This is a genomic window from Paenibacillus algorifonticola (assembly GCF_000971975.1).
In the GTDB taxonomy this organism is placed as follows: Bacteria; Bacillota; Bacilli; order Paenibacillales; family Paenibacillaceae; genus Pristimantibacillus; species Pristimantibacillus algorifonticola.
Window position 1 is genome coordinate 143,999 of record NZ_KQ040778.1, and the last position, 25,824, is coordinate 169,822.

Annotated in this window: 24 protein-coding genes; 17 read left to right on the forward strand and 7 right to left on the reverse strand. The window is 49.3% G+C overall.

Annotated features, from left to right (window positions below):
* The first annotated feature begins 92 nt into the window (after positions 1–92).
* From WH37_RS00680 to WH37_RS00720, 9 genes are all read left to right on the forward strand, one after another.
* Complete coding sequence (locus tag WH37_RS00680; protein WP_046228633.1) at positions 93–1,763, forward strand: peptide ABC transporter substrate-binding protein; 1,671 nt, start codon at positions 93–95, stop codon at positions 1,761–1,763.
* A gap of 178 nt (positions 1,764–1,941) precedes the next feature.
* Complete coding sequence (locus tag WH37_RS00685; protein WP_046228634.1) at positions 1,942–2,877, forward strand: ABC transporter permease; 936 nt, start codon at positions 1,942–1,944, stop codon at positions 2,875–2,877.
* Positions 2,878–2,879: 2 nt separating this feature from the next.
* Positions 2,880–3,797, forward strand: coding sequence for an ABC transporter permease (locus WH37_RS00690; RefSeq protein WP_046228635.1), 918 nt, complete (start codon positions 2,880–2,882; stop codon positions 3,795–3,797).
* Positions 3,798–3,813: 16 nt separating this feature from the next.
* Entirely contained in the window at positions 3,814–4,881 is a 1,068-nt protein-coding gene (locus WH37_RS00695) for an ABC transporter ATP-binding protein (protein WP_046228636.1), read from the forward strand.
* Complete coding sequence (locus tag WH37_RS00700) at positions 4,882–5,811, forward strand: ABC transporter ATP-binding protein (RefSeq protein ID WP_046228637.1); 930 nt, start codon at positions 4,882–4,884, stop codon at positions 5,809–5,811. It begins immediately after the preceding gene.
* 399 nt (positions 5,812–6,210) lie between these two features.
* The gene (locus WH37_RS00705; protein ID WP_046228638.1) at positions 6,211–7,305 is read left to right on the forward strand and encodes a sulfate ABC transporter substrate-binding protein; all 1,095 of its coding nucleotides are present in this window, start codon (positions 6,211–6,213) and stop codon (positions 7,303–7,305) included.
* 43 nt (positions 7,306–7,348) lie between these two features.
* On the forward strand, positions 7,349–8,215 hold the full coding sequence (cysT, locus tag WH37_RS00710; protein ID WP_046228639.1) for a sulfate ABC transporter permease subunit CysT: 867 nt from the start codon (positions 7,349–7,351) through the stop codon (positions 8,213–8,215).
* A gap of 5 nt (positions 8,216–8,220) precedes the next feature.
* Complete coding sequence (cysW, locus tag WH37_RS00715; protein WP_046228640.1) at positions 8,221–9,102, forward strand: sulfate ABC transporter permease subunit CysW; 882 nt, start codon at positions 8,221–8,223, stop codon at positions 9,100–9,102.
* A gap of 58 nt (positions 9,103–9,160) precedes the next feature.
* Complete coding sequence (locus WH37_RS00720; protein ID WP_046228641.1) at positions 9,161–9,376, forward strand: YezD family protein; 216 nt, start codon at positions 9,161–9,163, stop codon at positions 9,374–9,376.
* Positions 9,377–9,560: 184 nt separating this feature from the next.
* Here the strand turns inward: WH37_RS00720 and WH37_RS35235 are convergent, their stop codons facing one another.
* The gene (locus WH37_RS35235; protein WP_099516602.1) at positions 9,561–9,707 is read right to left on the reverse strand and encodes a YqzM family protein; all 147 of its coding nucleotides are present in this window, start codon (positions 9,705–9,707) and stop codon (positions 9,561–9,563) included.
* 169 nt (positions 9,708–9,876) lie between these two features.
* Between WH37_RS35235 and uvrC the strand changes: the two genes are divergently transcribed.
* Positions 9,877–11,910: an excinuclease ABC subunit UvrC gene (uvrC, locus tag WH37_RS00725; protein WP_046228642.1), complete on the forward strand. Its 2,034-nt coding sequence runs from the start codon at positions 9,877–9,879 to the stop codon at positions 11,908–11,910.
* On the opposite strand, the gene WH37_RS00730 is transcribed toward uvrC, so the two are convergent.
* The gene (locus WH37_RS00730; RefSeq protein ID WP_046228643.1) at positions 11,876–13,525 is read right to left on the reverse strand and encodes a CPBP family intramembrane glutamic endopeptidase; all 1,650 of its coding nucleotides are present in this window, start codon (positions 13,523–13,525) and stop codon (positions 11,876–11,878) included. The two genes, uvrC and WH37_RS00730, sit on opposite strands and share 35 nt — an antisense overlap.
* A gap of 342 nt (positions 13,526–13,867) precedes the next feature.
* Between WH37_RS00730 and WH37_RS00735 the strand changes: the two genes are divergently transcribed.
* Positions 13,868–15,211: a TrkH family potassium uptake protein gene (locus WH37_RS00735; RefSeq protein WP_046228644.1), complete on the forward strand. Its 1,344-nt coding sequence runs from the start codon at positions 13,868–13,870 to the stop codon at positions 15,209–15,211.
* A 17-nt stretch (positions 15,212–15,228) separates the two neighbouring features.
* Positions 15,229–15,891 (forward strand): potassium channel family protein, encoded by a 663-nt coding sequence (locus WH37_RS00740; RefSeq protein WP_046228645.1) that lies wholly within the window; start codon positions 15,229–15,231, stop codon positions 15,889–15,891.
* 65 nt (positions 15,892–15,956) lie between these two features.
* Here the strand turns inward: WH37_RS00740 and WH37_RS00745 are convergent, their stop codons facing one another.
* Positions 15,957–16,847 carry a LysR family transcriptional regulator gene (locus WH37_RS00745; RefSeq protein WP_046228646.1) on the reverse strand — a complete coding sequence of 297 codons (891 nt, stop codon included), beginning with the start codon at positions 16,845–16,847 and terminating at the stop codon, positions 15,957–15,959.
* Between the two features lie 217 nt (positions 16,848–17,064).
* Here WH37_RS00745 and WH37_RS00750 point away from each other — a divergent pair, with 217 nt between their 5' ends.
* From WH37_RS00750 to sdhB, 3 genes are read left to right on the forward strand one after another with little or no spacing between them, the layout of a single operon-like run.
* Positions 17,065–17,736, forward strand: coding sequence for a succinate dehydrogenase cytochrome b558 subunit (locus tag WH37_RS00750; RefSeq protein WP_046228647.1), 672 nt, complete (start codon positions 17,065–17,067; stop codon positions 17,734–17,736).
* A 24-nt stretch (positions 17,737–17,760) separates the two neighbouring features.
* Positions 17,761–19,518 carry a succinate dehydrogenase flavoprotein subunit gene (gene sdhA / locus WH37_RS00755; RefSeq protein WP_046228648.1) on the forward strand — a complete coding sequence of 586 codons (1,758 nt, stop codon included), beginning with the start codon at positions 17,761–17,763 and terminating at the stop codon, positions 19,516–19,518.
* Between the two features lie 2 nt (positions 19,519–19,520).
* Positions 19,521–20,285, forward strand: a complete 765-nt coding sequence (gene sdhB, locus WH37_RS00760; RefSeq protein ID WP_046228649.1) for a succinate dehydrogenase iron-sulfur subunit — start codon at positions 19,521–19,523, stop codon at positions 20,283–20,285.
* A gap of 200 nt (positions 20,286–20,485) precedes the next feature.
* Here sdhB and WH37_RS00765 read toward each other — a convergent pair whose 3' ends face one another.
* Complete coding sequence (locus WH37_RS00765; RefSeq protein WP_046228787.1) at positions 20,486–20,794, reverse strand: winged helix-turn-helix transcriptional regulator; 309 nt, start codon at positions 20,792–20,794, stop codon at positions 20,486–20,488.
* 203 nt (positions 20,795–20,997) lie between these two features.
* Here WH37_RS00765 and WH37_RS00770 point away from each other — a divergent pair, with 203 nt between their 5' ends.
* Complete coding sequence (locus WH37_RS00770) at positions 20,998–21,396, forward strand: DoxX family protein (protein ID WP_046228650.1); 399 nt, start codon at positions 20,998–21,000, stop codon at positions 21,394–21,396.
* Between the two features lie 44 nt (positions 21,397–21,440).
* Here the strand turns inward: WH37_RS00770 and WH37_RS00775 are convergent, their stop codons facing one another.
* The 3 genes from WH37_RS00775 to WH37_RS00785 form a co-directional block, all read right to left on the reverse strand.
* Positions 21,441–22,295, reverse strand: coding sequence for an EamA family transporter (locus WH37_RS00775; RefSeq protein ID WP_046228651.1), 855 nt, complete (start codon positions 22,293–22,295; stop codon positions 21,441–21,443).
* A gap of 273 nt (positions 22,296–22,568) precedes the next feature.
* On the reverse strand, positions 22,569–23,378 hold the full coding sequence (locus tag WH37_RS00780; RefSeq protein WP_046228652.1) for a histidinol-phosphatase: 810 nt from the start codon (positions 23,376–23,378) through the stop codon (positions 22,569–22,571).
* A 37-nt stretch (positions 23,379–23,415) separates the two neighbouring features.
* Positions 23,416–24,318 (reverse strand): LysR family transcriptional regulator, encoded by a 903-nt coding sequence (locus WH37_RS00785; RefSeq protein WP_046228653.1) that lies wholly within the window; start codon positions 24,316–24,318, stop codon positions 23,416–23,418.
* Positions 24,319–24,567: 249 nt separating this feature from the next.
* Here WH37_RS00785 and WH37_RS00790 point away from each other — a divergent pair, with 249 nt between their 5' ends.
* Entirely contained in the window at positions 24,568–25,821 is a 1,254-nt protein-coding gene (locus WH37_RS00790; protein ID WP_082110602.1) for an MFS transporter, read from the forward strand.
* The last annotated feature ends 3 nt before the right edge of the window (positions 25,822–25,824 follow it).

The following is a 25,824-nucleotide window of genomic DNA, read 5'->3' on the forward strand; positions in this document are numbered from 1 at the left end:
TGCACAAACATGAACGTATGTTCACTGTATAAGGAACAAAGGAAGAATAAGAGGGATTCATATTGAAATATTAATTGGGAGGAAATAAACGCATGAAAAAGAAGTATTCGTTTTTACTCAGCACTTTGCTTGTCATGACTTTGATCATCAGCGCTTGTGGCAACGCAGGCAAAAACACAGGCACTAATAATCCGGGAGAGGCTAGCCCAGAAGCTACCGCTTCGGAAGTGAAATTGGCTGACAAGCAAGAGATTAGCGTAAACATTGCATCTGAACCACCGACACTTAACCCTGGTAAAGCAAGCGACTCCACATCCGGTACGATTTTGCGCCAAACGTTCGAAGGTTTGACACGTATTGGACAAGACGGTCACCCTGAAAATGCAGTAGCTTCGAAAGTTGAAGTTTCTCCTGACCAAACAGTATACACATTCACAATTCGCGACGGCGCTAAATGGTCCAATGGCGATCCAGTAATTGCCGGAGACTTTGAATATGCATGGAAATGGGTTCTTGACCCAGCTAACGCAGCAGATTACGCTTACCAGCTTTATTATATTAAAGGAGCAGAGGCTGCTAACCTCGGCAAAGGAAAAGTTGAAGATGTAGGCATTAAAGCGGTCAACGACACTACGCTCGAAGTTACGCTTGCTAACCCGACTTCTTTCTTCCTTGAATTGACAGCATTCTACACATACCTGCCAGTAAACAGCAAAATTGCTGCAGCCAACAAAGATTGGGCTAACGATGCAGGCGACCAATACACAACGAACGGTCCTTTCCACATGACGGAATGGAAACACAGCGACAACCTTATTATTGAGAAAAGCGACACGTATTGGGATAAAGACAACGTGAAATTGACTAAAATCAACTTCTCGATGATCAATGACTTCAATACCGAGCTTTCGATGTTTGACAATGGCGAGCTGGACTGGGCTGGACAGCCTAACGGTCAATTGCCAGTTGATGCCATGCAAGCTTTGAAAGACCAAGGTACTTTGCATACACAACCAATTGCAGGTGTCTACAACTACAAGTTCAACACGAAAGTTGCTCCTTTCGACAACAAAAATATCCGTAAAGCTTTCACTTACGCGATTAACCGTCAAGAATTGATCGACAACATTACACAAGGCGAGCAACTGCCAGCGATGGCTCTTATTCCGCCAACGATGTTCGCTGAGAACGAAAAAGGCTTCTTTGCCGATAATGATCAAGAAAAAGCTAAAGAGTTTTTAGCAAAAGGTCTTGAGGAAATGGGCTTGAAGGATGTATCTGAACTGCCTCCAGTCACAATTTCTTACAACACGAATGAAGCGCACCAAAAAATCGCACAAGCGATTCAAGACATGTGGTCCAAAAACCTTGGCGTAGAAGTAACGCTTGATAACGCTGAGTGGGCTGTATATATTGAAAAACTGCATGCTGGCGACTACCAAGTAGGCCGTATGGGCTGGTTGGGAGATTTCAATGATCCAATTAACTTCCTTGAGCTGTACCGTGATGCTAATGGCGGCAACAACGATACAGGCTGGGAAAATGCAGACTTTAAAAAACTGCTTAACGATTCAGCATCTGAAGCTGATGCTGCAAAACGTACGGAAATGTTGAAACAAGCTGAGGCTATCTTCATTGATGACATGCCAGTTATGCCAATTTATTTCTATACGATGAACTGGGTTCAAAACGAAAAACTTAAAGGTGTTGTAGTTAGCGGTCTGGGCGATTTGACTTACAAATGGGCCTACATCGAGGCTTAATGCTGGAATGATTTACAAAAGAATAGTCGACCATAACCCGAAGCAGCGGTATGGTGGGCGGAACATCCCGAATCACATTTTCAAGTGGTTCGGGGTGTTCCTTTGTTATGAAAATGCGGGGCGATACTCCCCTTATATGTAAATAAAGCTCGAAACTAATAGGAGGTGCCAGACTATTATGGTGAAATATATTGGCAGACGTTTGCTGTATATCCTTTTGTCGTTGTGGCTGATTATTACAGCTACCTTTTTCTTGATGCGTCTTGCTCCGGGTAACCCGTTTACGTCGGAGAAGCAGCTGCCGCCGGAAATTAAAGCCAATCTGCTGGCTCACTATGGTCTGGATCAGCCGTGGTATGCGCAATATGGCGATTATTTGCTGAAAGTGCTGCAATGGGATTTTGGTCCTTCATTCAAGTATAAAAGCCAGACCGTTAACGATTTGATCAATACCGGTTTTCCTGTTTCGCTCGTGCTTGGCCTGGAAGCGATCTTCCTAGCGCTTGCAGTCGGTGTCATTCTTGGTGTTATTGCTGCACTTAAACATAATCGCTGGCAGGATTATACCGCGATGATTATTGCGGTGGCAGGAATTTCGGTGCCTTCCTTCATTATGGCAACCGTGCTGCAATATGTGCTTGCGATTAAATTTGGCATTTTTCCTGTGGCGAGATGGGGAACGTTCATGCATACGGTTTTGCCGGCGATTGCCTTGGCTTCCACACCAACTGCATTTATCGCTCGACTGACGCGCTCCAGCATGCTTGAAGTACTTAGCAATGATTATATTAAGACTGCGAAGGCCAAGGGTCTAAGCGAATTTATGATTACGATTAAACATACGCTTCGCAATGCGCTGCTGCCTGTCGTTTCTTATATGGGCCCGCTGTCGGCTGGCGTTATTACAGGAAGCTTCGTTATTGAGCGTATATTCGGCATACCGGGACTTGGCTCACACTTCGTTGTGAGTATTGGTAACCGTGACTACACCGTTATTATGGGTGTTACGGTGTTCTATAGTATTATCCTTCTCTTTAGCGTACTCTTGGTTGACATTTTATATGGATTAATTGATCCCCGTATTAAACTTGGGCGCGGGAAGAAAGGGGCTTGACGATGGAACCAATATCTAAAGATCGCTTTAAGCTGGTAGGCTTGCAGCAGCAAGGAACAGATAATGTGGCGAAGGCAAGCCTTACTTTCTGGCAGGATGTCGTTCGGCGCTTCGCTAAAAACAAACTGGCAATGGTCGGGGTTGTTTTGCTTGTTATTTTGGTCTTTATGGCTGCTTTTGGCCCACTTATGACCGAATTTGATTACCGTTCCAACGATCTTGGCAACAAAAATCAGGCACCATCCGCTGAGCACTGGTTTGGCACGGATGACCTTGGGCGCGACATGTTTGCCCGTGTTTGGGAAGGTGCACGAATTTCCCTGTTTATCGGTCTTGCAGCCGCACTTATAGACTTGTTTATTGGCGTCCTTTGGGGCGGAATTGCCGCTTACAAGGGCGGACGTGTGGACGAAGGCATGATGCGTTTTGCCGACGTTCTTTACGGTATCCCTTACTTGCTGCTTGCGATTATTTTGATGGTCGTATTCGGGCAAAGCTTGGGAACGATGATTGTAGCTATGACTATAACGGGCTGGATTAATATGGCGCGTATCGTTCGGGGACAAGTTTTGTCGCTGAAAAATCGCGAGTATGTATTAGCCGCTCGTACGCTGGGCGCAACGATGCCTTGGATTATGAGAAAGCATTTGATTCCGAATGCGATGGGTCCTATTCTGATTACGATGACGCTGACGATTCCATCGGCGATTTTTACGGAATCGTTCCTAAGCTATTTGGGACTCGGTTTGACTCCCCCAATCGCGAGCTGGGGTACAATGGCATCCGACGGATTGCCTGCGCTTAAATATTATCCATGGCGTTTGTTCTTCCCGGCCATTATGATCTGTGTAACGATTTTCTCATTTAACGTAATTGGCGACGGATTGCGTGACGCTCTCGATCCGAAAATGCGCAAATAATAGGAGGGAAGCATAAATGGAAAAGCTGCTCGAAGTAAAAGATTTGTGCGTTTCCTTCGGTACGCACGGCGGCGAGGTACAGGCGGTCAGAGGCATTAGCTTTGACCTGTACAAAGGCGAGACGCTTGCCATCGTAGGGGAATCGGGTTCTGGTAAAAGTGTTGCTTCACAAACGATTATGAAGCTCATTCCGATGCCGCCAGGCAAAATTACGAATGGCGAAATTTTGTTTGATGGCGATGATTTGGTGAAAAAAACCGATAAGCAAATGGAGAAGGTACGGGGCAAGGATATTAGTATGATTTTCCAAGATCCGATGACCTCGCTTAATCCAACGATGAAAATCGGACCGCAAATTATGGAGGTGCTGAAAAAGCACCAAAAGCTTTCCGGCTCCGTTGCAAAAGAACGTACGATTGAATTGCTTCGTCTCGTCGGCATTCCGATGCCGGAGAAACGGATTAACCAATATGCCCATGAGTTTTCCGGCGGTATGCGCCAGCGGGCGATGATTGCGATTGCGCTTGCTGCCAATCCAAGACTGCTCATTGCTGATGAGCCAACGACGGCGCTTGATGTAACGATCCAATCGCAAATTTTGGAGCTTATTAAAGATTTACAGCAAAAAATCGGCATGTCCGTCATCTTCATCACGCATGATTTGGGCGTCGTTGCAAACGTGGCTGACCGTGTGGCCGTTATGTATGCGGGCCAAATTGTCGAGGTTGGAACGGTCGATGAAATTTTCTACGATCCGCGCCATCCTTACACATGGGGACTGCTTGCGTCTATGCCGAGCCTTGATATGACGGACAAAGCCGAGCTGCTGGACATTCCGGGCACGCCTCCTGACCTGACGAATCCGCCTAAGGGCGATGCGTTTGCACCACGCAACCGCTACGCGCTGGCGATTGATTTCGAGGAAGAGCCGCCGATGTTCCAAGTATCCGAAACACATTATGCCAAAACGTGGCTGCTGCATCCGGATGCGCCCAAGGTGGAGCTACCGGAGCAGGTTAAACGGAGAGTTCGTAAATTGGCAGCGTCTTTCGATAAGCCGGTGCTTGCGGAAGGAGAGGCTTAAATGGCGAAAAAGCTGCTAGAAATCAAAAACCTAAAGCAATATTTCAATGAAGGCCGTCCGAATATGGTGAAAGCTGTCGACGATGTCAGCTTCGATATTTATGAAGGCGAGACGCTTGGACTCGTTGGCGAGTCGGGCTGCGGCAAATCAACGACCGGCAGAACGATTCTACGGCTGTATGACGCGACGGACGGACAAGTGCTGTTCAATGGTGAGAATGTTCATGGACGCAAGTCTAGGAGCGAACTGAAGCGTCTGAACCGCAAAATGCAAATGATTTTCCAGGACCCGTATGCCTCGCTCAATCCGAGGATGACGGTTGGCGATATTATTGCCGAGGGCATTGACCTGCATGGGCTTGCGAAAAATAGTAAGGAGCGTATGGCGAGAGTGCATGAGCTGCTGGAGACGGTAGGCCTGCACAAGGACTATGCGAGCCGTTACCCGCATGAAGCGTCCGGCGGACAGCGTCAGCGGATCGGTATTGCCCGCGCGCTTGCGGTCGATCCTGACTTTATTATTGCCGATGAGGCGATTTCCGCGCTTGACGTATCGATTCAAGCACAAATCATCAACCTGATGAAGAAGCTGCAGCGTGAGAAAAACCTGACTTATTTGTTTATTGCCCATGATTTGTCTATGGTTAAGTATATTAGCGACCGTATTGGCGTGATGTATTTCGGCAAGCTAGTAGAGCTTGCTTCTGCGGATGAGCTGTACAACAATCCGATGCATCCATATACGAAGTCGCTGCTGTCGGCCATTCCGATTCCCGATCCGGAGACGGAGCGTGTGCGCAAACGGACGCCTTATGATCCAAATGTGCATCAATATACACCAGAGGACCTTCCGGAAATTCGTGAAGTGAAGCCTGGGCATTTTGTTTATTGCTCGAAACGCGAGTTGGAGCAGCTGCAAGCTTCTCATTAAAATGGGTTTAAGCCATTAAGCTTAAAGCTTGCATGAATACAGCTTGCAGCTCTAGTAGAAAGGACTGTTCCAAATCAGTAAAGCCTTACGGCTGCGCTGGTTGGAGGGCAGTCCTTTTTTGCGTGGAAGCCTCCGGTTTCATACCGTTTTCTCCGGTGGGGAAGATGCGGCAACAGCAGCTAAAAAGTGAGCTTTTTACCAAAATGGTTTTAACATAAAGGAATAAACCTAATTTCGAAAACCCTATTGACTAAACAAAATCGCGCTGGTAGAATCCATCCATAACCAACTAAGCGGGTAGGAATAATATTTTATCTACCGGACCACCGGCGGCAAAACATTACTCATTTATCCAGGACTGCAGGAGCGAAAAGAAAAAAATCAGGGGTGTGAGGATTTATGTTAAAGGGGAAATGGTCGATTTCATTATTGCTCGTATTGGTGCTTATCTTGTCCGCATGCGGAGCAAACGGAGGCAACCAGGGAACTGGAGCAGGAGCAGGAGAGTCGCCAGCTGCATCAACAGAAGCGAGTGCCGCAGGAGAGAAGCCAGCAGAACCAGTCAAGCTGCTAAATGTATCGTATGACCCGACTCGTGAGCTGTACGAGGAGTATAATAAGGCTTTTTCAACGTATTGGAAAAATAAAACCGGCCAGGACGTGACGATTAGCCAGTCCCATGGCGGATCAGGCAAGCAAGCCCGCGCAGTCATTGACGGCCTGAAAGCAGACGTCGTCACACTGGCGCTAGGCTACGATATTGATTCATTGGTAGAGCCGGGCCTGCTGAGTGCAGACTGGCAATCCAAATTCGAGCATAACAGCTCGCCGTATACGTCAACAATCGTGTTCCTTGTACGCAAAGGCAACCCGAAGGGAATTAAAGTTTGGAATGATCTGATTAAAGACGGCGTAGAGGTCATTACGCCAAACCCGCAAACGTCGGGTGGAGCGCGTTGGAACTATTTGGCGGCATGGGGCTATGCGCTCAAGCAGAACAACAATGACGAGGCGAAAGCGCAGGAGTTCATCACGCAGCTGTTCAAGCATGTGCCAGTGCTCGACACAGGCGCGCGTGGAGCGACAACGACCTTTGTAGAAAAAGGAATTGGCGATGTGCTGCTGGCTTGGGAAAATGAAGCGTTCTTGTCCATTAAGGAGCTTGGACCCGATCAATTCGAAATCGTCTATCCATCGGTCAGCATTTTGGCGGAGCCGCCTGTAGCGGTCGTTGATAAAAATGCCGAGGCTAATAAAAGCACGGAAGTAGCTAAAGCTTATCTGGAGTATTTGTACTCGGATGAAGGCCAAGAGATTGCAGCTAAAAACTACTACCGTCCTATTAATGAGACGATTGCTGCGAAATATGCAGATACGTTCAAAAAGCTGGATCTGCTGACGATCGACGGAGATTTTGGCGGCTGGAAAGCGGCTCAGGAGAAGCATTTTAATGCGGGCGGCATATTCGAAAAAATTTACACGCCAGGCTCGTAATGATCGTTCGGCACAGCAAAATGTGGAATGGAGCTGACTTCACATGAAAGGTTCCAGTAGGAGCAAAGGCAGAAGTCGAGGCGGCAAAGCGCGAAACGTTTTGCCCGGCTTCGGCCTATCAATGGGATTTGCAATTGTGTATTTGAGCCTGATCGTTCTAATCCCGCTGGCCAGCGTATTCATTAAGACGACAGGACTCAGCTTTGCAGAATTTTGGGGCACGGTAACGAATCCAAGGGTTCTGGCTTCTTACCGAATCAGCTTCTTCACTGCTTTCAGCGCCGCAGCCGTCAATATGGTATTCGGCCTGCTCATTGCGTGGGTGCTGGTACGCTACCGTTTTCCAGGCAAAAAATTTATCGACAGTCTCGTCGACCTTCCATTCGCGCTGCCGACAGCGGTGGCGGGAATTGCACTGACGGCGATTTATGCGCCGAATGGCTGGATGGGCAAGCTGCTGCAGCCGCTCGGGCTCAAGGTGGCCTATACGCCGCTTGGCATTACGATAGCCCTTATCTTTATCGGTATTCCCTTCGTCGTTCGTACGGTACAGCCTGTGCTGCAGGACCTCAATAAAGAAATAGAAGAGGCCGCAGTCATGCTTGGCGCCTACCGGATGCGCACCTTTTGGAAAGTGATTTTGCCTGAGCTGATGCCGGCACTGCTTACGGGGTTTGCTCTAGCGTTTGCTCGCGGCATTGGCGAATACGGCTCCGTCGTATTCATCTCCGGCAATATGCCGATGAAAACCGAAATCGCCCCGCTTCTCATTATGACGAAGCTGGAGCAGTTTGATTACGCAGGGGCTACCGCGATCGCACTCGTTATGCTCGTTGTCTCGTTCCTGCTGCTGCTGTTCATTAATTTCATGCAGTGGCGGATTAACCGCCGCGTCGTAGAAGGAGGCTAAGCCGGATGGCTGGAGCAATTACAACGCATTTATCGAGCGAGGCCTCCAAGCGGCCTAAGCATATTACGGAACCGGCACTGGTGCGTATTGTGCTCATAACGATCGCTCTCATTTTCCTTGCGCTGGTCGTTCTGCTGCCGCTCGTTTCTGTATTTGTTGAAGCGTTTAAGAAGGGCTTTGACGTTTACCGTGCTGCGATCACCGATCCGGATGCTTTATCGGCACTTAGGCTGACTCTGCTCGTAGCCGTGATCGCCGTGCCGCTGAATACGCTGTTCGGTATTTCCGCCGCATGGGCGATCAGCAAGTTTCGTTTTCGCGGCAAGCAGTTTTTAATTACGCTCATTGATTTGCCGTTTGCCGTATCTCCGGTCATATCCGGCCTTATCTATATTCTGATGTTTGGCGCGCAGGGCTTTTTCGGCCCATGGCTCGATTCCCATGGCATTCAGCTCGTATTCGCCCTGCCGGGCATTGTGCTGGCAACTGTATTCGTAACGGTGCCTTTCATTGCCCGTGAGCTCATTCCGCTCATGCAGGCGCAGGGAGTTGCAGAAGAGGAAGCGGCGGCAAGCCTCGGAGCGAAGGGCTGGCAAATTTTCTGGCGGGTCACCTATCCGAACATTAAGTGGGGCCTGCTGTACGGCATTATTTTATGTAATGCCCGAGCAATGGGCGAGTTTGGAGCTGTCTCGGTCGTATCAGGCCACATTCGCGGGCAGACAAATACGCTGCCACTGCATATTGAGATTTTGTATAACGAATACCAATTTTCAGCTTCATTCGCCGTTGCATCGCTGCTCGTCATGCTGGCGTTCGTAACGCTTATCGTCAAGTCGCTGATGGAATGGCAAATGAACAAACGGGCTTCTGCCCAAATCGTCTGACATTGGGATACGGTGAAACGGCTGTATTTTTAGTATTAAAAAAAAGGAGGAGAAGACAATGGCAAAACCTTTGGAAATCGATCAGCAGTGGCTTAAGCGGATTGCGGATCAGGTGGGCGGGCTGCAATATGGAAGTGTGAATATTACGGTGCATGATGGCAGAATCGTCCAGATTGACCGGACAGAGCGGACGCGCTACGATCAGCCCTCCAGTAAGCAGCAGGAATCCCAAAGCGTCAAGCAGCAAACCGGCAATAAACACCAAACCGCGTAATTATGCATGAAAAAGAACCTTCGAATCATCCGCCTAAAGCGGAATCGAAGGTTCTTTCTTTTAAATATAGGCCATTTATAAGTTTCTCCCTTATAAATGACCTATATTTCTCGGAATGAAACGTGCTGCACCGCCAAAGGACGGCGACAGCCGTTTCACCTTGGTTGCAGGGCTTGCTATTTGTTTACGATATGATAAATTTCACGATTACAGCTGCAGCAAACATGACAGTCATCAGACCAAGCATGCCGCCAAAGCCGAACACTACATCCATCAAGTCGTGGCGCGGTTCTTCATTGTAATGCTCGCGCGGGTCTCTAACGTTCTCCATAACAAGCGTCCTCCCTTGAAAACGATTTAGCTATCAATAGTATACCCAACTATCTGAATAATTGTAAAGCAAAACACGGCAACTATTGTAAACGGAAGGACTCTGCTGCTGACCCTAATCTATGTTACAATAAGGCATGGGAACAGATGTCCGTAAGGGAGGTTTGGAAATGAATCAGCATGAGGAGAAACAGGCGGTCAGCCCGGCTGAAGCGGCGGAGCTCATTCGTCATAAGCTGGCACTGCTTCCGGACCAGCCTGGCTGCTATTTAATGAAAAACGGCGAAGGCACGATCATTTATGTCGGCAAAGCCAAAATTTTAAAAAATCGCGTCCGCTCGTATTTCAACGGCTCTCATAATGGCAAGACGCAGCGTCTCGTTGCGGAAATCCGCGATTTTGATTTTATATTGACGAAAAGCAACATGGAGGCGCTCATTCTCGAGTGCAATCTCATTAAGCAATATCATCCGCGCTATAACGTCTTGCTGAAGGATGACAAATCCTTTCCTTATATAAAAATTACGCATGAGCAGCATCCAAAACTCGAGGTAACCCGCAGGATGGCCAAGGATAAGGGGAAATACTTCGGCCCTTATCCGAATGCTTATGCAGCCCAGCAGACGAAGAAGCTGCTGGATCGCCTGTATCCGCTGCGCAAATGCAAGACGCTGCCCGACAAGGTGTGCTTGTATTATCACATGGGGCAATGTATTGCACCTTGTGAATATGAGATTGAACCCGGCACCTATGAGGCGATGGTACAGGAAATTACCCGTTTCCTGAATGGCGGCCATGATGTGGTGCGGGCGGATTTGCAGCGCAAGATGGAGGCTTCCGCCGAGCAGCTGGAGTTCGAGCGGGCGAAGGAATACCGCGATCAGATTATTGCCATTGATGCGGTGATGGAGAAGCAGAAAATTACGATGTCAGACGCCTTAGACCGCGATATTTTCGGCTATGCTGTGGAGAAGGGCTGGATGTGCGTCCAAATCCTTTATATGCGCCAAGGCAAGCTTATCGAGCGCCATGGTACGACCTTCCCTTATTATGGCGAAGAGTACGATGATTTTATGACCTTCGTAACCCAATATTACAGTGAAAATCCTGCGCTGCCGAAGCAGATTTTGCTGCCATTGCCGCCAGAACAAGCGGAGAGCGCACAGACAGCTGGCAAGACAGCTGGTGGGGAGCAGGGTGCGGCAGCAGCCCACCTTGAACAGGAAGCAGCGTTAAGTGCGGTTGAAGCAGCAGGGGAAACGGTTGATGCAGCGAGCTTAGTAGTAGTGGTTGACGAAGAGGCGCAAGGAGAAGCTCAGCAAACTAAGGACAAAGAGCTGTCCGTTGCTGAGGAGGCCGCTGCTGCGCTGCACCACTGGCTGAAAGTCAAGGTGCTGCTGCCGCAGCGCGGACGCAAGAGCGAGGTCGTCTCGATGGCGACGGAGAATGCCAAGGTTACGCTTGCCGACAAGTTCCGGCTCATTGAGCGGGATGAGGAGCGCAGCGTCAAGGCGGCTGCGGGGCTTGCCGAATGGCTCGGTTTGCCGCAGGCGAGCCGGATCGAGGCGTTTGACAACTCCAACATTCAAGGTACGAACCCGGTATCGGCAATGGTCGTATTCACGGACGGCAAGCCGGACCGCAAGGAATATCGCAAATACAAGGTCAAGACGGTCGTTGGGCCTGATGATTATGAGACGATGCGCGAGGTCATTCGCAGACGCTATGAGCGGGTGCTGAAGGATCAGCTGGCTGCGCCGGATCTGATCGTCGTCGATGGCGGCAAGGGGCAAATTTCCGCAGCGATTGATGTGCTGCAAAATGAGCTGAACCTGTTTATCCCGGTATGCGGCCTCGTCAAGGATGCCAAGCACCGGACGGCGCAGCTCATGACCGGCGATCCCGCCGAAATTATTCCGCTGCCGCGCGACAGCCAGGAATTTTATTTGCTGCAGCGCATACAAGACGAGGTTCACCGCTTCGCGATTACGTTCCACCGCGAGCAGCGCGGCAAGTCGATGGTCGTCTCACAGCTCGACGCCATTCCGGGCATTGGCGAGAAGCGGCGCAAGCTGCTGCTTAAGCATTTTGGCTCCATCAAAAAAATAAAAGAGGCCACGGTGGAAGATTTCCGGCCTCTTTCAATAGGAGATAAGCTTGCTGCACAAATTATTGCGGCACTTGGGGAGGAGGCGTCGCCGTAAGCTGCGGCGGCCTTCCTCCTTTTTTTCGATGCCATACCCGAATGATATAGGCAATTGGAACGGGCAGAACAGCGTAGAAAATCGCTGCCCCGATATTTAAAGCGCCACCTACAGAAATGAGCGAGAAGCCCATTAACAGCGAATCAAATATCGCGTGAACGAATATGGCGGTAATGAGGCTGTAGCGCAGGAAAATGTAGCTGAAGATCATCCCAATAATAATTAGCTCAATCAGCCTGGTGTAGTACGGGAAGATCGGATAGGCGACATGTCCAAGCGCCCATAATATGGTCGGGATCAAGGCAGCTACATAAATATTTTTGAACCATCTGCGGAACAAGGCAATGCCGAAAAACCGGTAAATGGCTTCCTCGGAAATCGCAGCGCACCAAGCCAGCATCGGCATGAGCCACAGCCATTTGATGTTGTAGGGAGACTGGGTCGCATCGCTTGTGCTCCAACTGCCGATTGCCGATTCGAGCACCAGAAATATGACCGATTGTACGCCTAGCAAAATAAGGGCAATCAAATAACCGAGTCCCATGCTGCGCCATACATGCTCGCCGTAATTTTTTTCCCGGAAGCCTGGCCAGACCGGACGTTTCCACGAGCGCCACATGCCGTCTCCGGCTACGAAGGAGAAATAGACGGCTGAGCCAACCGGGATCAGCAGAAACGCAGTAAACCATGCCATGAAGGACACCTCAGCATCGCTCATCACTTGTTCGCCTTGCTGGGCAATGACGCCGTCCATAATGCCAAGATTGTTAATAATATAAAAAACGGTGAAAATAAGGCTAATGACAATGCCGCGTTTGAATGTCGTATGACGGCGGTATAATATCGCATAGATAATAGCAAGCACCAGCGTGATGAAAGTCATGTAGGTGAGGCTAATCAACGATAATACGTCGGCCGTATTTTTTTGCTGCTCAACAATGGCTACATAGTCTGAGGGCGGAACAAAGGCTGGCTTATAAGTCGAAATGATGGTATTTTCGCCGTTCTGACTAAAGCCAAAACGCAGCTCAAGCTGAGAACTGCCTGCTGCATACCCTGTAGGATGAATGACAACCTGACCAAGGGAGTTAACGGTAGCATCGTTCAAATCTTTGGCTTGAAAGCCTTGCGTAGTCGCAAAGCTGGACGCCGCATCTAGAAGCTGCTTCTGGTCTATAATGGAATGCAAGTCCGAGCCTGCTCCAATGAGATTCCAAGCGACAACGCTGCCGCTTTGCATGTGGAGATAGACGAATGCGGTGCTGCCATTGTTAAGCGTTACTTGCGTTTGATAGGTGTCGAGCGGAAACTGCTGCATATATTTGGACGCATAATCCTCGTACAGCTTTTCCTTTATCAAATAGCCGGTTTCATCGCTATCGGTCTGATAAATCGTATGAGCGTCCGTAACATTAACGCCGAACTGCTTGGCGGCAAATTCCGTTGCTTTTTGCAGGGCTGCCTCATTGCCGATTACGTTGCCCTGTGATTCCGATATGCCTGAATCTGGACCGCTAAGCATCGGTATGATTTGCAAAAGTATAAAAACGACAGCGCCAATAACAGCGGCCCATACAAATTTCTTCCACTCGCGTGGAGCAATAAATTCAATCATAACTCACCTCAATTTCAGTTTAATCAAAAAATAAAGCATAGTACTCTTAACATACCATATTAAACCATATCATAGCCAATCTAACAGCTTGGTCACCCTTTAGGCGGCTTGTCGGCGTTGTCCGCGTTCATAAAACAGAGAAATAACGATATCCGGCGAGCTAACGGGCGGCTGACTTCCTCGCAGGGCTGTTTTTGAATGAAATCAGCTGTTTTCATTGCAAAAAGCTGTTTTATATGCAGCTCGCTTTAAGCTTATAATCGTTAAGTCATGTGTAATTGAAAAATCTAATTACAGTTGCAGCATGTGAACAGAATAATAGACAATTTTAAGGTGGATACAATGAACATTTCGTTTTTTTCCTTACTCAAATGGTCCCCTCCGCGCATATTGGTTGTTGGCTTTGCGATTATTATTATGCTGGGAGCTCTGATGCTATCCCTGCCATTTGCCTCGGCCGACGGCAGCGGACTGCGTTTTCTGGATGCTTTGTTTACAGCTACCTCGGCAACTAGCGTGACGGGGCTTGTAGTCGTGGATTCCGGTACTTATTTCTCGGTCGCCGGACAGGTTATTATTATGCTGCTGATTCAGATCGGCGGGCTCGGCTTTATGACGATGGGCACGCTGTTCGCGCTTGTGCTGAAAAAACGCATATCACTGCGGGAGCGGCTCATTTTGCAAGAAGCAATGAACCAAGGCAGCATGGAAGGCATTATTCGGCTCATTCGCAAGGTGATTGTGTATTCCTTATCATTTGAGCTCGTCGGCACGCTGCTGTTCACGCTGCGCTTCGCCTACGACATGCCGTTTGGCAAGGCGCTGTATTTCGGCGTGTTTCATGCTGTATCGCTATTTAACAATGCAGGCTTTGATATTTTTGGCGATTACCGCAGCCTGACGCTGTATGTGGATGATCCGATCGTGAACCTGACGGCGATGCTGCTTATTATATCTGGCGGCCTTGGTTTTATCGTCATTTCGGATTTGCTGGAATTCCGCCGCCGCAAGGGGCTGTCGCTGCACAGCAAAGTGGTGCTGGTTATGACCGGCTCGCTCATCGCAGTCGGAGCGATCGTTATTTTCCTATTTGAGTTTTCGAATGCGTTGACGCTTGGCTCGCTGGACTGGGGCGGAAAAATCCTTTCGTCCTTCTTCCAGTCCGTCTCGCCGAGGACGGCGGGGGCTAATACGCTGAACATTGCCGATTTACGGCAGGCGACTTTATTTTTCACCATTATATTAATGTTTATTGGCGCATCTCCCGGCTCGACTGGGGGCGGGATCAAGACGACGACGTTTATGACGCTCATTGGGGCGGTTGTAGCGATGTTTCGGGGGAAAGAGGACATCGTACTGTTCCGCTTTCGCCTCGGCAAGGAGCGGGTGCTCAAAGCGCTTACGATTACGATGCTGTCGCTGGCGCTGGTCGTAGTCGTAACGATGCTATTATCCGCAACGGAGGATCAGCAGTTTATTAAAATTTTATTCGAAGCAACATCCGCCTTTGGAACGGTAGGCTTGTCGATGGGCATTACGCCAGAGCTGAGCGATTTCGGGAAAATCATCATTTCCATTACGATGTTCGCTGGACGGCTTGGCCCGCTGACGCTTGCTTACGCACTTAATCCGAAAGCGAGCAAGGAGCTTTATCGGTATCCCGAAGGCAAAATTACAATTGGATAGGGGAAACACAGATTCATATGAAAAAGAACCAGTTCGTCATCGTGGGGCTTGGGCGCTTTGGCTCAAGCCTTGGCCGAGAGTTGATTCAGCTAGGCTACGAGGTGCTAGGCGTTGATAAGGATGAGGAAGTCGTGCAGGAGATGAGCGATGTGCTCACTTATACGGTATCGGCCGACTGTACGGACGAGGAGACGCTGCGCTCGATTGGCGTGCGAAATTTTGACGTTGGCGTTGTAGCGATTGGCGATGATATTCAGGCGAGCATTTTGACAACAATTTTGCTCAAGGATTTGGGCGTTAAGACAGTAGTGGCGAAAGCGCTGGACGAGCTTCACGGGCGGGTGCTGGAAAAAATCGGCGTGGATCGCGTTATTTATCCAGAGCGGGATATGGGCATTCGAGTCGCGCATCAGCTGGTATCGCCGAATCTGCTCGATTATATCGAGCTATCCAAGGATTATACGATTGCCGAGCTTGTCGTCACGGGCAAAATGCATGGCAAGACGCTCAGCGATCTCGACCTGCGCGCTCGCTTCGGGTGCAGCATTGTAGCGATTAATAAGCCAAATGGCATTATTATTGCCCCAACGGCAACCGATGTGCTGCACGAGCGTGATGTCATGGTCGTTATCGGGACGAATGAGCAGATTGAGCAGTTTGAAGAGGCAGCAACAAGGTGACAATAAAGACAGCAGCGCTTGCGGCTATTCGCATCGGCGCTGCTGTCTTCTTGTTATTCGACTGCTCAAGACTTCGAGCGGGCGGCAAGCTCCTCAATCCACAGACGTACGGCTGGATGCAGTTGGGCTGGATCGGCATGAATGAGCGAGGTAGTGCGCTTCGTCTCCGCCAGCTCCCTGATCGGAATGACGGTGAGGTCGTTGTCAGCCAGCAGCTGCTCACGCACATACGATTGGGGCAGCAGTGTCGCTGCCCGGCAAGTGTGCTGAAGCCGGACGATCGCCTCGAAGGAGTCGATTTCCATACGCACATCCGGCTGGAGATTGTATTTGGCAAACAACTCGTCGGTTAGCATGCGGTACCAGGTTCCTTTGGAGAAGAGGAGAATCGGCAAGCCGTTGAGGTCTTGGATACCGAGCATGCCTTTATCGGTCACAACCATACTTTTCGGCAGGACGAGCAGCAGATGATCCTCGAACAGCGGGACGCAGTGCAGCTGGGCGTCTTCAATCCGCGAGGCGACAATGCCGATATCCGCTTTTCCTTCCCTTACATAAGTAACGATCTCATGGGTTTTGCCCGTGACCGCCTTAATATCAAATTCAGGATGGCTTCCATTCAGCGCTTTAATAAAATCGGGCAGCGTTGTTTGCAGCGTCGTCAGGCTCGCTCCAATCGTAATGGAGGTCCGGCCTGCCGACTCATAGTCAGCAACCTTCTGCAGGTACCGCCGGTGCAACTGGCGAAGCTCCAGTGCGTATTCATAGGTCATCTGGCCGATAGGCGTCAGCTCCAGCCGCTTGCCGATGCGCCGGAACAACTGCGAGCCAATATCCTGCTCAAGCTTGGCTACTTTACGGGAGAGGGCAGGCTGGGACAAGTTCAGCAGCGCCGCAGCCTTATTCATGCTGGACTGCTCGACGATGGCGGCAAACATATGCATTTCTTCGATCAAAATAGCCAGCTCCAGTCTGCTTATGTTAAATTGTTATAACAAATTATAAAAAATAAGCAATTCCATTATAAGCTGAAAAGGAGTACGATGGGAAGTGTGACTAAACTGTGTCAACTTTTGTTGACGGAGAAAGAACCGAAGAGTAAAATGTAGAATGATTTGTAGACAAGCATTTTGAGGAAAGCGTAACCACAGTCTGGAAAGGAGACACAAAGGCATGAAAGGAAATTCGTATTTTTCCCGTAAGCTTCATTCGCTGCTTGGTATCATTCCGCTCGGAATGTTTATCGTTGTGCACGCGCTTACGAACTATCAATCGTTCGAGAGGGGGGCAGAGGGGTTCAGCAGCGGCGTAAAGCTCATTAACAGCCTGCCATTGCTGCCGATTTTTGAAATTTTCGGTATTTATCTCCCGCTGCTTTTCCATGGCGTGTACGGCTTATATGTAGCCTATCAATCGGACAGCAACCTGGGGCGCTTCAAGTACGGCCGCAACTGGGCGTTTACGGCGCAGCGTATAACGGGCGTTATCACGTTTATCTTCGTGTTCTGGCACGTATACCAAACCCGTTTTCAGGTGTACTTGGGCTACATCACACATGAGGAGCTAGGCTCCACGATGCACAATATTGCCACGAACCCGCTTTACTTTGTATTTTATGTTGTTGGGGTGCTGGCAGCTACGTTCCACTTTGCCAATGGCCTTTGGGCATTTTTGATCAGCTGGGGCATTACAGTAGGGCCTCGTGCACAACGGATTTCATCCATTGTATGCATGGGTGTATTTGTAGTAGTAGCGGCATTGTTTATTCTTTCGCTTGTTGCATTCCGCGGCGACGAATTCAAGGAAGCAGCCGATCTCGCATTGGCTTGGAATACTATCGGATAGTTTGAAGACAAGGAGTGAAGCGTGATGGCTAACAATAAAATAATCGTCGTAGGCGGCGGCCTTGCCGGTCTTATGGCTACGATAAAAGCAGCAGAAGCTGGCATGCACGTTGATCTGTTCTCGATCGTGCCAGTGAAACGTTCCCATTCCGTCTGCGCGCAGGGCGGCATTAACGGAGCGGTAAATACGAAAGGTGAAGGCGACTCGCCTTGGGAGCATTTTGACGATACGGTATACGGGGGAGACTTCCTCGCTAACCAGCCTCCTGTTAAAGCGATGTGTGAAGCAGCACCAGGCATTATCCACTTAATGGACCGTATGGGCGTTATGTTCAGCCGTACGCCGGAAGGCTTGCTGGATTTCCGTCGTTTCGGGGGTACACAGTATCACCGTACAGCATTCGCTGGCGCAACAACTGGACAGCAATTGCTATACGCTTTGGACGAGCAAGTTCGCCGCTGGGAAGCAGCCGGCCTCGTAACGAAATACGAGCATTGGGAATTCCTTGGCGCCGTTCTGGATGACGAAGGTATCTGCCGCGGGGTATCCGCACAGGATCTGCGTTCGATGGAAGTGAAAACGTTCGTAGGTGATGCGGTTATATTGGCATCGGGCGGTCCTGGCATTATTTTCGGCAAAACGACGAACTCGGTTATTAATACAGGTACAGCAGCAAGTGCGGTGTATCAGCAAGGCGTTAATTATGCGAACGGCGAATTTATTCAAATTCACCCAACCGCTATTCCGGGCGATGACAAGCTGCGCTTGATGTCCGAATCGGCTCGCGGTGAAGGCGGACGCGTATGGACTTACAAAGACGGCAAGCCTTGGTACTTCCTTGAGGAAAAATATCCAGCATACGGCAACCTTGTGCCGCGTGATATTGCGACTCGTGAAATATTCAGCGTCTGTGTCGATCAGAAGCTCGGCATCAATGGCGAAAACATGGTTTACCTTGATCTTTCCCATAAAGATCCGAAGGAGCTTGATGTGAAGCTCGGCGGCATCATTGAAATTTATGAGAAGTTCATGGGCGATGATCCACGGAAGCTGCCGATGAAAATTTTCCCTGCGGTTCACTATTCGATGGGCGGCATGTGGGTGGATTACAACCAAATGACGAACATCCCTGGTTTGTTCGCAGCAGGCGAATGCGAGTATCAATACCATGGTGCTAACCGTCTCGGTGCGAACTCGTTGCTGTCGGCGATTTACGGCGGTATGGTCGCAGGGCCGAAAGCAGTGGAGTACATTAAAGGCATGAAGAAAGCTTCCGCTGACGTGGCTTCCTCCGTCTTCGACCGTGAGCAAAAACGCCAAACGGATAAATATGAGAGCATTCTCGGCATGAACGGTACAGAAAATGCTTATGTTCTGCACAAGGAGCTTGGCGAATGGATGACCAACAATATGACGGTTGTTCGTTTCAATGACAAGCTTGAAGCAACGATCAACAAAATCAAGGAACTCAAGCAGCGTTATAGCAATATCAACATCAATGACTCGATGAAATGGAACAACTCAAGCGTTGCCTTCACTCGTCAGCTGTGGAACATGCTCGAGCTGTCCGAGGCTATGACCTTGGGTGCCCTGCTCCGTGATGAAAGCCGCGGCGCGCATTACAAGCCTGATTTCACAGAACGCAATGACGAGAAGTTCATGAAGTCAACGATTGCGACTTGGACGAAGGAAGGTCCGCAAATTTCGTACGAGGACATCGATGTTTCCCTCATTACACCGCGTAAACGTGACTATACAGCGAACAAGAAGAAAGGAGAATAACGATGGGTGATACGACTACTGCTACAAAAACCGTTAAGTTCATCATTACCCGTCAGGATGGACCGGAGTCTGCTCCTTACAAAGAGGAATTTGAAATTCCGTATCGCCCGAACATGAACGTCATCAGCGGCCTTATGGAAATTCAGCGTAATCCGACGATGGCGGATGGCGGCAATACAGCTCCAGTATGCTGGGAATCCAACTGTCTGGAAGAAGTTTGCGGCGCCTGCTCCATGGTCATTAACGGCAAGCCGCGCCAAGCGTGCAGCGCACTGATCGATCAATTGGAGCAGCCGGTACGCCTGGAGCCGATGCGCACTTTCCCGGTCGTTCGTGATCTTGTTATCAATCGCGAGCGCATGTTCAACGCTCTCAAACGCGTTAAGGCATGGATTCCGATCGATGGCACTTATGATCTCGGTCCTGGCCCGCGCCTTGCTGAATCGAAGCGTCAATGGGCTTACGAGCTGTCCAAGTGCATGACGTGCGGCGTATGTCTGGAAGCTTGCCCGAACGTCAACGATCGCAACAGCTTTGTTGGCCCAGCGGCCATTTCTCAGGTTCGTTTGTTCAACGTTCACCCTACGGGAGAAATGAACAAGGAAGAGCGTCTGGAAGCATTGATGGAGGATGGCGGCATCGAGGGCTGCGGCAACTCGCAAAACTGTGTTCGCTCTTGTCCGAAAGGCATTCCGCTTACGACATCGATTGCGGCAATCAACAAAGATACGACGAAACATCTGTTCAAAAAATGGCTTGGATTTTAAATATACGGTCTTCCACCTGAGTGGTGGAAGGCTTTTTTTATTTTATAATAATGATAATCAGTATCAATAATAAAAGAGATTATGGCGCTTGTCAATGATCAGCCGCGAATACGACATAAACGCAGCAAAAAAGAACCGCTCGCACGGTTCTTTTTTGCTGCGTTTATGCATTTCCTACTAATAGACCTTAACCTGGCTTGTTACAGCCACTCTTCGCCCCACTTTTGAATCGATTCAATGACAGGCTGTAAATGATGGCCTTTGTCACTTAATTCGTATTCAATGCGAACAGGCATCTCTGGATATACCGTTCGTTTAATAATAGAATGCTGCTCAAGTTCCTTCATCCGGTCGGTAAGCATCTTGTCGCTCATCTCCGGAATTTGCTCCTTGATTTCCTTAAACCTCTTTGGTCCAGCTAGTAGCACCCGAATGATGAGACCGGTCCATTTCTTGCCTAAAATTTCGGCCGCTGCTTCATACTTTGGGCACATTGTTGAATAATCCAACCTGATCACCCCGTTTCTTCTTAACCAATTATAACATATATACTTTGGAAAAGTAAGTGCATATAAACACCAAATCGCCATTTAACTTTATTTTAAATATATACTTTACAAAAGTTAGTTTATATATTAAGATTAGTTCATGAAACGCAGCGAGCAAGCGTTGCAGCTGCGAAACCAAACAAAAGACGAAGGGTGAGGTTAAAATGTTGGACACAGGATTATTGATTATTCGGGTAGTATTGGGTTTGTTAATGGTTGGTCATGGAGCACAGAAGCTGTTTGGCTGGTTTGGAGGATACGGCTTGAAAGGAACTGGGGGCTGGCTTGATTCGATTGGGGTTAAACCTGGTGTACTGATGGCACTGGCAGCAGGGCTAAGCGAAGCGGTAGGCGGCTTGCTGTTTGCTGCAGGCTTGTGGACATGGCTTGGCGCGGTACTGCTAATCATCCCAATGATCATAGCGATTGCCAAGGTGCATGGCGCTAACGGCCTATGGTCGACGCAGAACGGCTATGAATATAACCTGGTGCTTATCGCTGTATTTGTCGGTGTTGCTTTGACCGGTGCAGGAGAGTTGTCCATCGACGCCTTGCTTAAATAAGGGAAGAAGTGGTTCCGTATAGAAAAAAAGCCTGCTGCCAGCCGCTATAAGCGGATGACAACAAGCCCGATCATCATGCATGCGAATGCCGCCCACTGGGCGGCATTTAGTTTTTCCTTGTAAATCAGAATAGCGCCTGCCGCGACCACGAGGCTGTTTGTCGCGAAGATCGGCGCAGCTAGATTAGCGGGCCCTGTCGCCAGCGCGGTTGCATAAAGCTGAAGGCCGGCGTAGGAGAAGAGGCCAGCGAGCAGCCCGTAAAGCAAGCCCGTCCGATAGGCAGATTTGCGGGTGCTGCCGTTTTTTTCTTTACTTTGCAAGGCGAACCATAGAAAGGACAGCAAATAGCCCACGAATAAAATCGGCGCGCTTGCAAATCCCCATCCTTCCGTCACCTTCAGTCCGCCATTGCGGAATGTAAAGAAGATGACCGCGGCGCCAACATATAAAAACCATTGTCTTTGGGCAGGGACGGCTTGTATCTGTTTTTTATAAGAAATGAGCACAACGGAGAGCAGCAGCAGCAAAATGCCGCAAGCTTGCGTGAGATGCAGCGGTTCCTTATATACAAGCGTGCCTAATGCAACGACAAGCATGATGTTCATATTTGTCAGTGGAGAGGTCAGGCTGGCGGGGCCATAATCCAGCGCCTTCATAAAGACCGCGTTGCCGATGGCCGAGCCTGCTCCAATGATCGCTCCAGCAACCCAGATCCGGTAATCGGCTAACGAAGCGAGCGATCCTTCAAACGCGGCATGAACGCCAAATCCGAATGTGCCTGAGGCGTAAAGCCCGAGCAGCAGCGCCGAGGTCGTGCCGCCGCTCATCTGGCTTCTTTTCATCCACCAGCCGGCTAATCCGAATAAAATGGCGCTAGAGATGGCAACGGTTAGCCACATGAGGTTCAGCTCCCTGATTGTTTACGGTATTGTTGCATTTGTTACACAAATGAAATGATTCTGTTATACCCCTATTACAATACTCGGTTATTATAATAAACAAGACCCCCTTTTAATATATCGAATTCGGACCTGCGCTCGGTGCAGGTCCACTTTTTTTGTCTAGATGTTCGAGGGTGGCTTGCTGCTTACGCTCTCCACACAAAAAAAGAGGCCGCTCTGCTGAAGATCAGCAAAGCAGCATGATTTTACGGGATTCAATAAGCAGACGGCTTAAAGCGGTACGATGATCTGCTTGCGCTGGCGGTAGAAGACCCATTTTTTAAAGCCAATTTCCTTGAGGCGTTTGCTAACGAGATCCCATTCATCGCCAACCCTGCTCGGAACGTGGGCATCGGAGCCGAAGGTCACATTAACCCCAAAATGGTGGGCACGCTCCAAAATTTCATCGGATGGATACCAGCCGCCTACATATTTTGTGCTGCCGGAAGTATTAATTTCAATCGAAACGTCGTTTTCCGCAATGATGCGGAGCGTATCATCGATTTCGGCATCGGCTTTAATGTCCGAGAAAGCAGGGTAATAGCCTTTCATTGCATCGATATGCCCCAATACATCAAACATGCCGCTGCGCGCCGATTGGCTAATCAGGTCATAATAACGGCGCTTATCCTCGAATTGCTGCTTCTCGGTCAAACCTTCCCAGCGATTGCGATTAAAAATGCTCACTCCACTTACCTGATGTACTGAGCCGATAATGTAGTCGAACGGTACGCCTTCGTAGGCATCACGATAAGCGGGGAGACGTTCAGGGAAAAAGTCTGATTCCATACCGAGCAGCACTTCAATGCGGCCCTCATATTTGGCTTTAAGCTCAAGTACTTCCTTTATGTAGTTATCAAATTCAGATTGAGCCATGGCGATGCCGGGAAAAGGGCGATCGTCCTTATGACCAAAATAAGGCGAATGATCAGAAATGCCGATGGCCTGCAAACCTGCGTCCAAAGCGGCAATAATGTAGTCTTCAATCGTTCCGTCGGCATGGCCGCAACGTTCGTGATGGGTGTGCAGATCAAATTTCATAGCTGTTTCCTCCTTGAGTTGAAAATGCGCTGGCAGCTTATTCGCTGCTAATGAATTGATGCTCCGGCATGCCCTTGAGATCGCTTAGAAACTGCTGCATCGCCGTGTTTAAATATCTGCCGGATTTGTAGACGACGCCGACCGGATGGCTGATTTCGAGCTCGTTCACTTTGATCATCTTGAGCGAGCCCCGCCGCAGCTCCTCGGCAATGGACAGCTTGGAGACGACGGCGGCGCCAAGATTGATTTCAACCATGCGCTTAACTTCTTCGCTGCTGGAAAGCTCCATCATAATGTTCGGCTGAATATTGTACTGGCGAAAAATCTTGTCTACGAAGCGTCGTCCCAGCGTGTCGGGTGCAAGCATGATCATGGGAATATCCTTGAGTGCCTCTACGGTAGTATGCTTCAAATCGCTCAGCGGATGCTCCGGAGATACAACAAACTCAAATGTATCGTAATAAAGAGTGGACGAGTGCAGGTTTGGATTTTTCTCAAATAAATAAGAAATACCAATGTCGATTGTGCCATTTTCCACGCTGGCGGTCACCTGTGATGATGGCATCGTATGGATCGTCGTTTTGATCAGCGGAAACTGGTCTTGAAAGTAGGATAACACCCGCGGCAATATCTGAATCGCGATGGAAGAAGTCGTCCCGAGCAAAATATGGCCTTGAGGCGTCGTGTTGAGGTCTGAAAGCTTAGCCTTAAGTTCTTCGACAATAAGCAAAATTTTCTCGGCATGCTCCAGAAAAACTTGTCCATGGTCGGTGAGGGTGACAGGCTGATTGCGATCAATCAGTACCGTCTTGAATTCCTCTTCAAGCGTTTTGATTTGTGCGGATACTGCAGGCTGGGTCAAATTAAGCAGCTCACCCGCCTTGCGGAAGCTCATCGTTTTGGAAATGGTGAGGAGTGTTTCAAGTTGGCTAATATTCACTACAATCCCCCTCCAGGTTAAATGAAGCGAGTACACGCTTATTGAAATAGGCTTGCAGGCGTAGACGTCTTTCATCGTGATAGCGTTGCTTACTATTATAAAGCAAATCCGGCACAACGGCAAAAAGTAGGAAAAGCTTTACGTATTATTTAAAGAGGATATGAGGTGACCTTGTCGAAGTGTGTTGAACGAAGGTACTTATTTGGGGAGGCGTTATGACTGGACAGGAAAGCAATAAGAGGCTGGCTCATGTACGATTGGGCCAATTCGGCGTTTGCGACGACGATGATGGCGACCGTCATGCCAATATTTTATTCGGGTGTAGCAGCGTCTAATTTGTCAGGGACGAAGGCAGAAGCCTATTGGGGATATACCCAAAGCATTTCGATGCTGTTCGTAGCGGTGCTGTCGCCAATTTTGGGCGCGGTAGCCGATTACATGGGCTCCAAAATCAAATTTCTGACGATGTTTATGCTTATGGGCGCCGCATCCTGTGCCGCGATGGCGTTTGTTGGCGAAGGGGACTGGCTGCTGGCCTCTATTTTGCTCATTATAGGAACGATGGGTTTTGCAGGAGGAAACACCTTCTATGATGCGCTGCTGGCGGACGGCGTGCCGATTGAGCGCAGGGATGTCGTGAGCGCGCAGGGCTACGCTTATGGCTATATGGGCGGGGGATTGCTGCTGCTCGTCAATATTTTGATGATTCAAAATTTCGAGCTGTTCGGTTTTCCTACCAAAACCTTTGCGACTCAAATGGTGTTTATTACGGTAGGCATATGGTGGTTTCTATTCTCGCTGCCGCTGCTGCGTTCGGTGAAGGAGCCTGTGAAAAATGTCAAAGTTGGCTTTGGCACCGCCCTTGGCAAAGGTTTCACGCGATTGCGCGGCACGATGCGAACGCTTAAGCGATATCCGGAGCTGCTTAAATATATGGCTTCGTTTTTATTTTTCAACGATGGCATTAATACGGTTGTCGTGATGGCGACCATATATGGTCAGGGAATCGGCATTAATACGGATGATATGATTAAGGCGCTATTAATTACGCAGTTCGTCGGTTTCCCTTGTACGATTGTATTCGGCAGACTGGCAGCGCGTTTTGGCTCGAAAAAGCTGCTGTATGTGTCGTTATGGTTCTACGTTGTTATTGTTATATTAGGTTATTTTATGACGACATCGCTGCATTTTTATTTGCTCGCGATTATGGTTGGCGTCGTTCAGGGAGGCAGCCAGGCGATTTCCCGCTCGATTTATTCGGGGATGGTGCCGCCGTCCAGGTCGGGCGAATTTTTCGGCTTCCTCTCGCTGTCCAGCAAGTTTTCCTCCGTTGTAGGACCGCTGCTGTTCTCGGTGGTAGCGACGGTTACAGGCTCTACCCGTATCGCCATCCTCTCGCTTATTGGGTTATTCGTCATCGGCATCGTGCTGCTCATGTTCGTCAATTTGACGAAGGGCCGAGAAGAGGCGTTGGCTGGGGATGATGGGGCAGCTAAAGCATGAACA

Bases quoted from the DNA above. Each gene is read 5' to 3' on its own strand.
- WH37_RS00680 (WP_046228633.1), top strand. From the start codon at position 93: ATGAAAAAGAAGTATTCGTTTTTACTCAGCACTTTGCTTGTCATGACT.
- WH37_RS00685 (WP_046228634.1), top strand. From the start codon at position 1,942: ATGGTGAAATATATTGGCAGACGTTTGCTGTATATCCTTTTGTCGTTG.
- WH37_RS00690 (WP_046228635.1), top strand. From the start codon at position 2,880: ATGGAACCAATATCTAAAGATCGCTTTAAGCTGGTAGGCTTGCAGCAG.
- WH37_RS00695 (WP_046228636.1), top strand. From the start codon at position 3,814: ATGGAAAAGCTGCTCGAAGTAAAAGATTTGTGCGTTTCCTTCGGTACG.
- WH37_RS00700 (WP_046228637.1), top strand. From the start codon at position 4,882: ATGGCGAAAAAGCTGCTAGAAATCAAAAACCTAAAGCAATATTTCAAT.
- WH37_RS00705 (WP_046228638.1), top strand. From the start codon at position 6,211: ATGTTAAAGGGGAAATGGTCGATTTCATTATTGCTCGTATTGGTGCTT.
- cysT (WP_046228639.1), top strand. From the start codon at position 7,349: ATGAAAGGTTCCAGTAGGAGCAAAGGCAGAAGTCGAGGCGGCAAAGCG.
- cysW (WP_046228640.1), top strand. From the start codon at position 8,221: ATGGCTGGAGCAATTACAACGCATTTATCGAGCGAGGCCTCCAAGCGG.
- WH37_RS00720 (WP_046228641.1), top strand. From the start codon at position 9,161: ATGGCAAAACCTTTGGAAATCGATCAGCAGTGGCTTAAGCGGATTGCG.
- WH37_RS35235 (WP_099516602.1), bottom strand. From the start codon at position 9,707: ATGGAGAACGTTAGAGACCCGCGCGAGCATTACAATGAAGAACCGCGC.
- uvrC (WP_046228642.1), top strand. From the start codon at position 9,877: ATGAATCAGCATGAGGAGAAACAGGCGGTCAGCCCGGCTGAAGCGGCG.
- WH37_RS00730 (WP_046228643.1), bottom strand. From the start codon at position 13,525: ATGATTGAATTTATTGCTCCACGCGAGTGGAAGAAATTTGTATGGGCC.
- WH37_RS00735 (WP_046228644.1), top strand. From the start codon at position 13,868: ATGAACATTTCGTTTTTTTCCTTACTCAAATGGTCCCCTCCGCGCATA.
- WH37_RS00740 (WP_046228645.1), top strand. From the start codon at position 15,229: ATGAAAAAGAACCAGTTCGTCATCGTGGGGCTTGGGCGCTTTGGCTCA.
- WH37_RS00750 (WP_046228647.1), top strand. From the start codon at position 17,065: ATGAAAGGAAATTCGTATTTTTCCCGTAAGCTTCATTCGCTGCTTGGT.
- sdhA (WP_046228648.1), top strand. From the start codon at position 17,761: ATGGCTAACAATAAAATAATCGTCGTAGGCGGCGGCCTTGCCGGTCTT.
- sdhB (WP_046228649.1), top strand. From the start codon at position 19,521: ATGGGTGATACGACTACTGCTACAAAAACCGTTAAGTTCATCATTACC.
- WH37_RS00770 (WP_046228650.1), top strand. From the start codon at position 20,998: ATGTTGGACACAGGATTATTGATTATTCGGGTAGTATTGGGTTTGTTA.
- WH37_RS00775 (WP_046228651.1), bottom strand. From the start codon at position 22,295: ATGTGGCTAACCGTTGCCATCTCTAGCGCCATTTTATTCGGATTAGCC.
- WH37_RS00780 (WP_046228652.1), bottom strand. From the start codon at position 23,378: ATGAAATTTGATCTGCACACCCATCACGAACGTTGCGGCCATGCCGAC.
- WH37_RS00790 (WP_082110602.1), top strand. From the start codon at position 24,568: ATGTACGATTGGGCCAATTCGGCGTTTGCGACGACGATGATGGCGACC.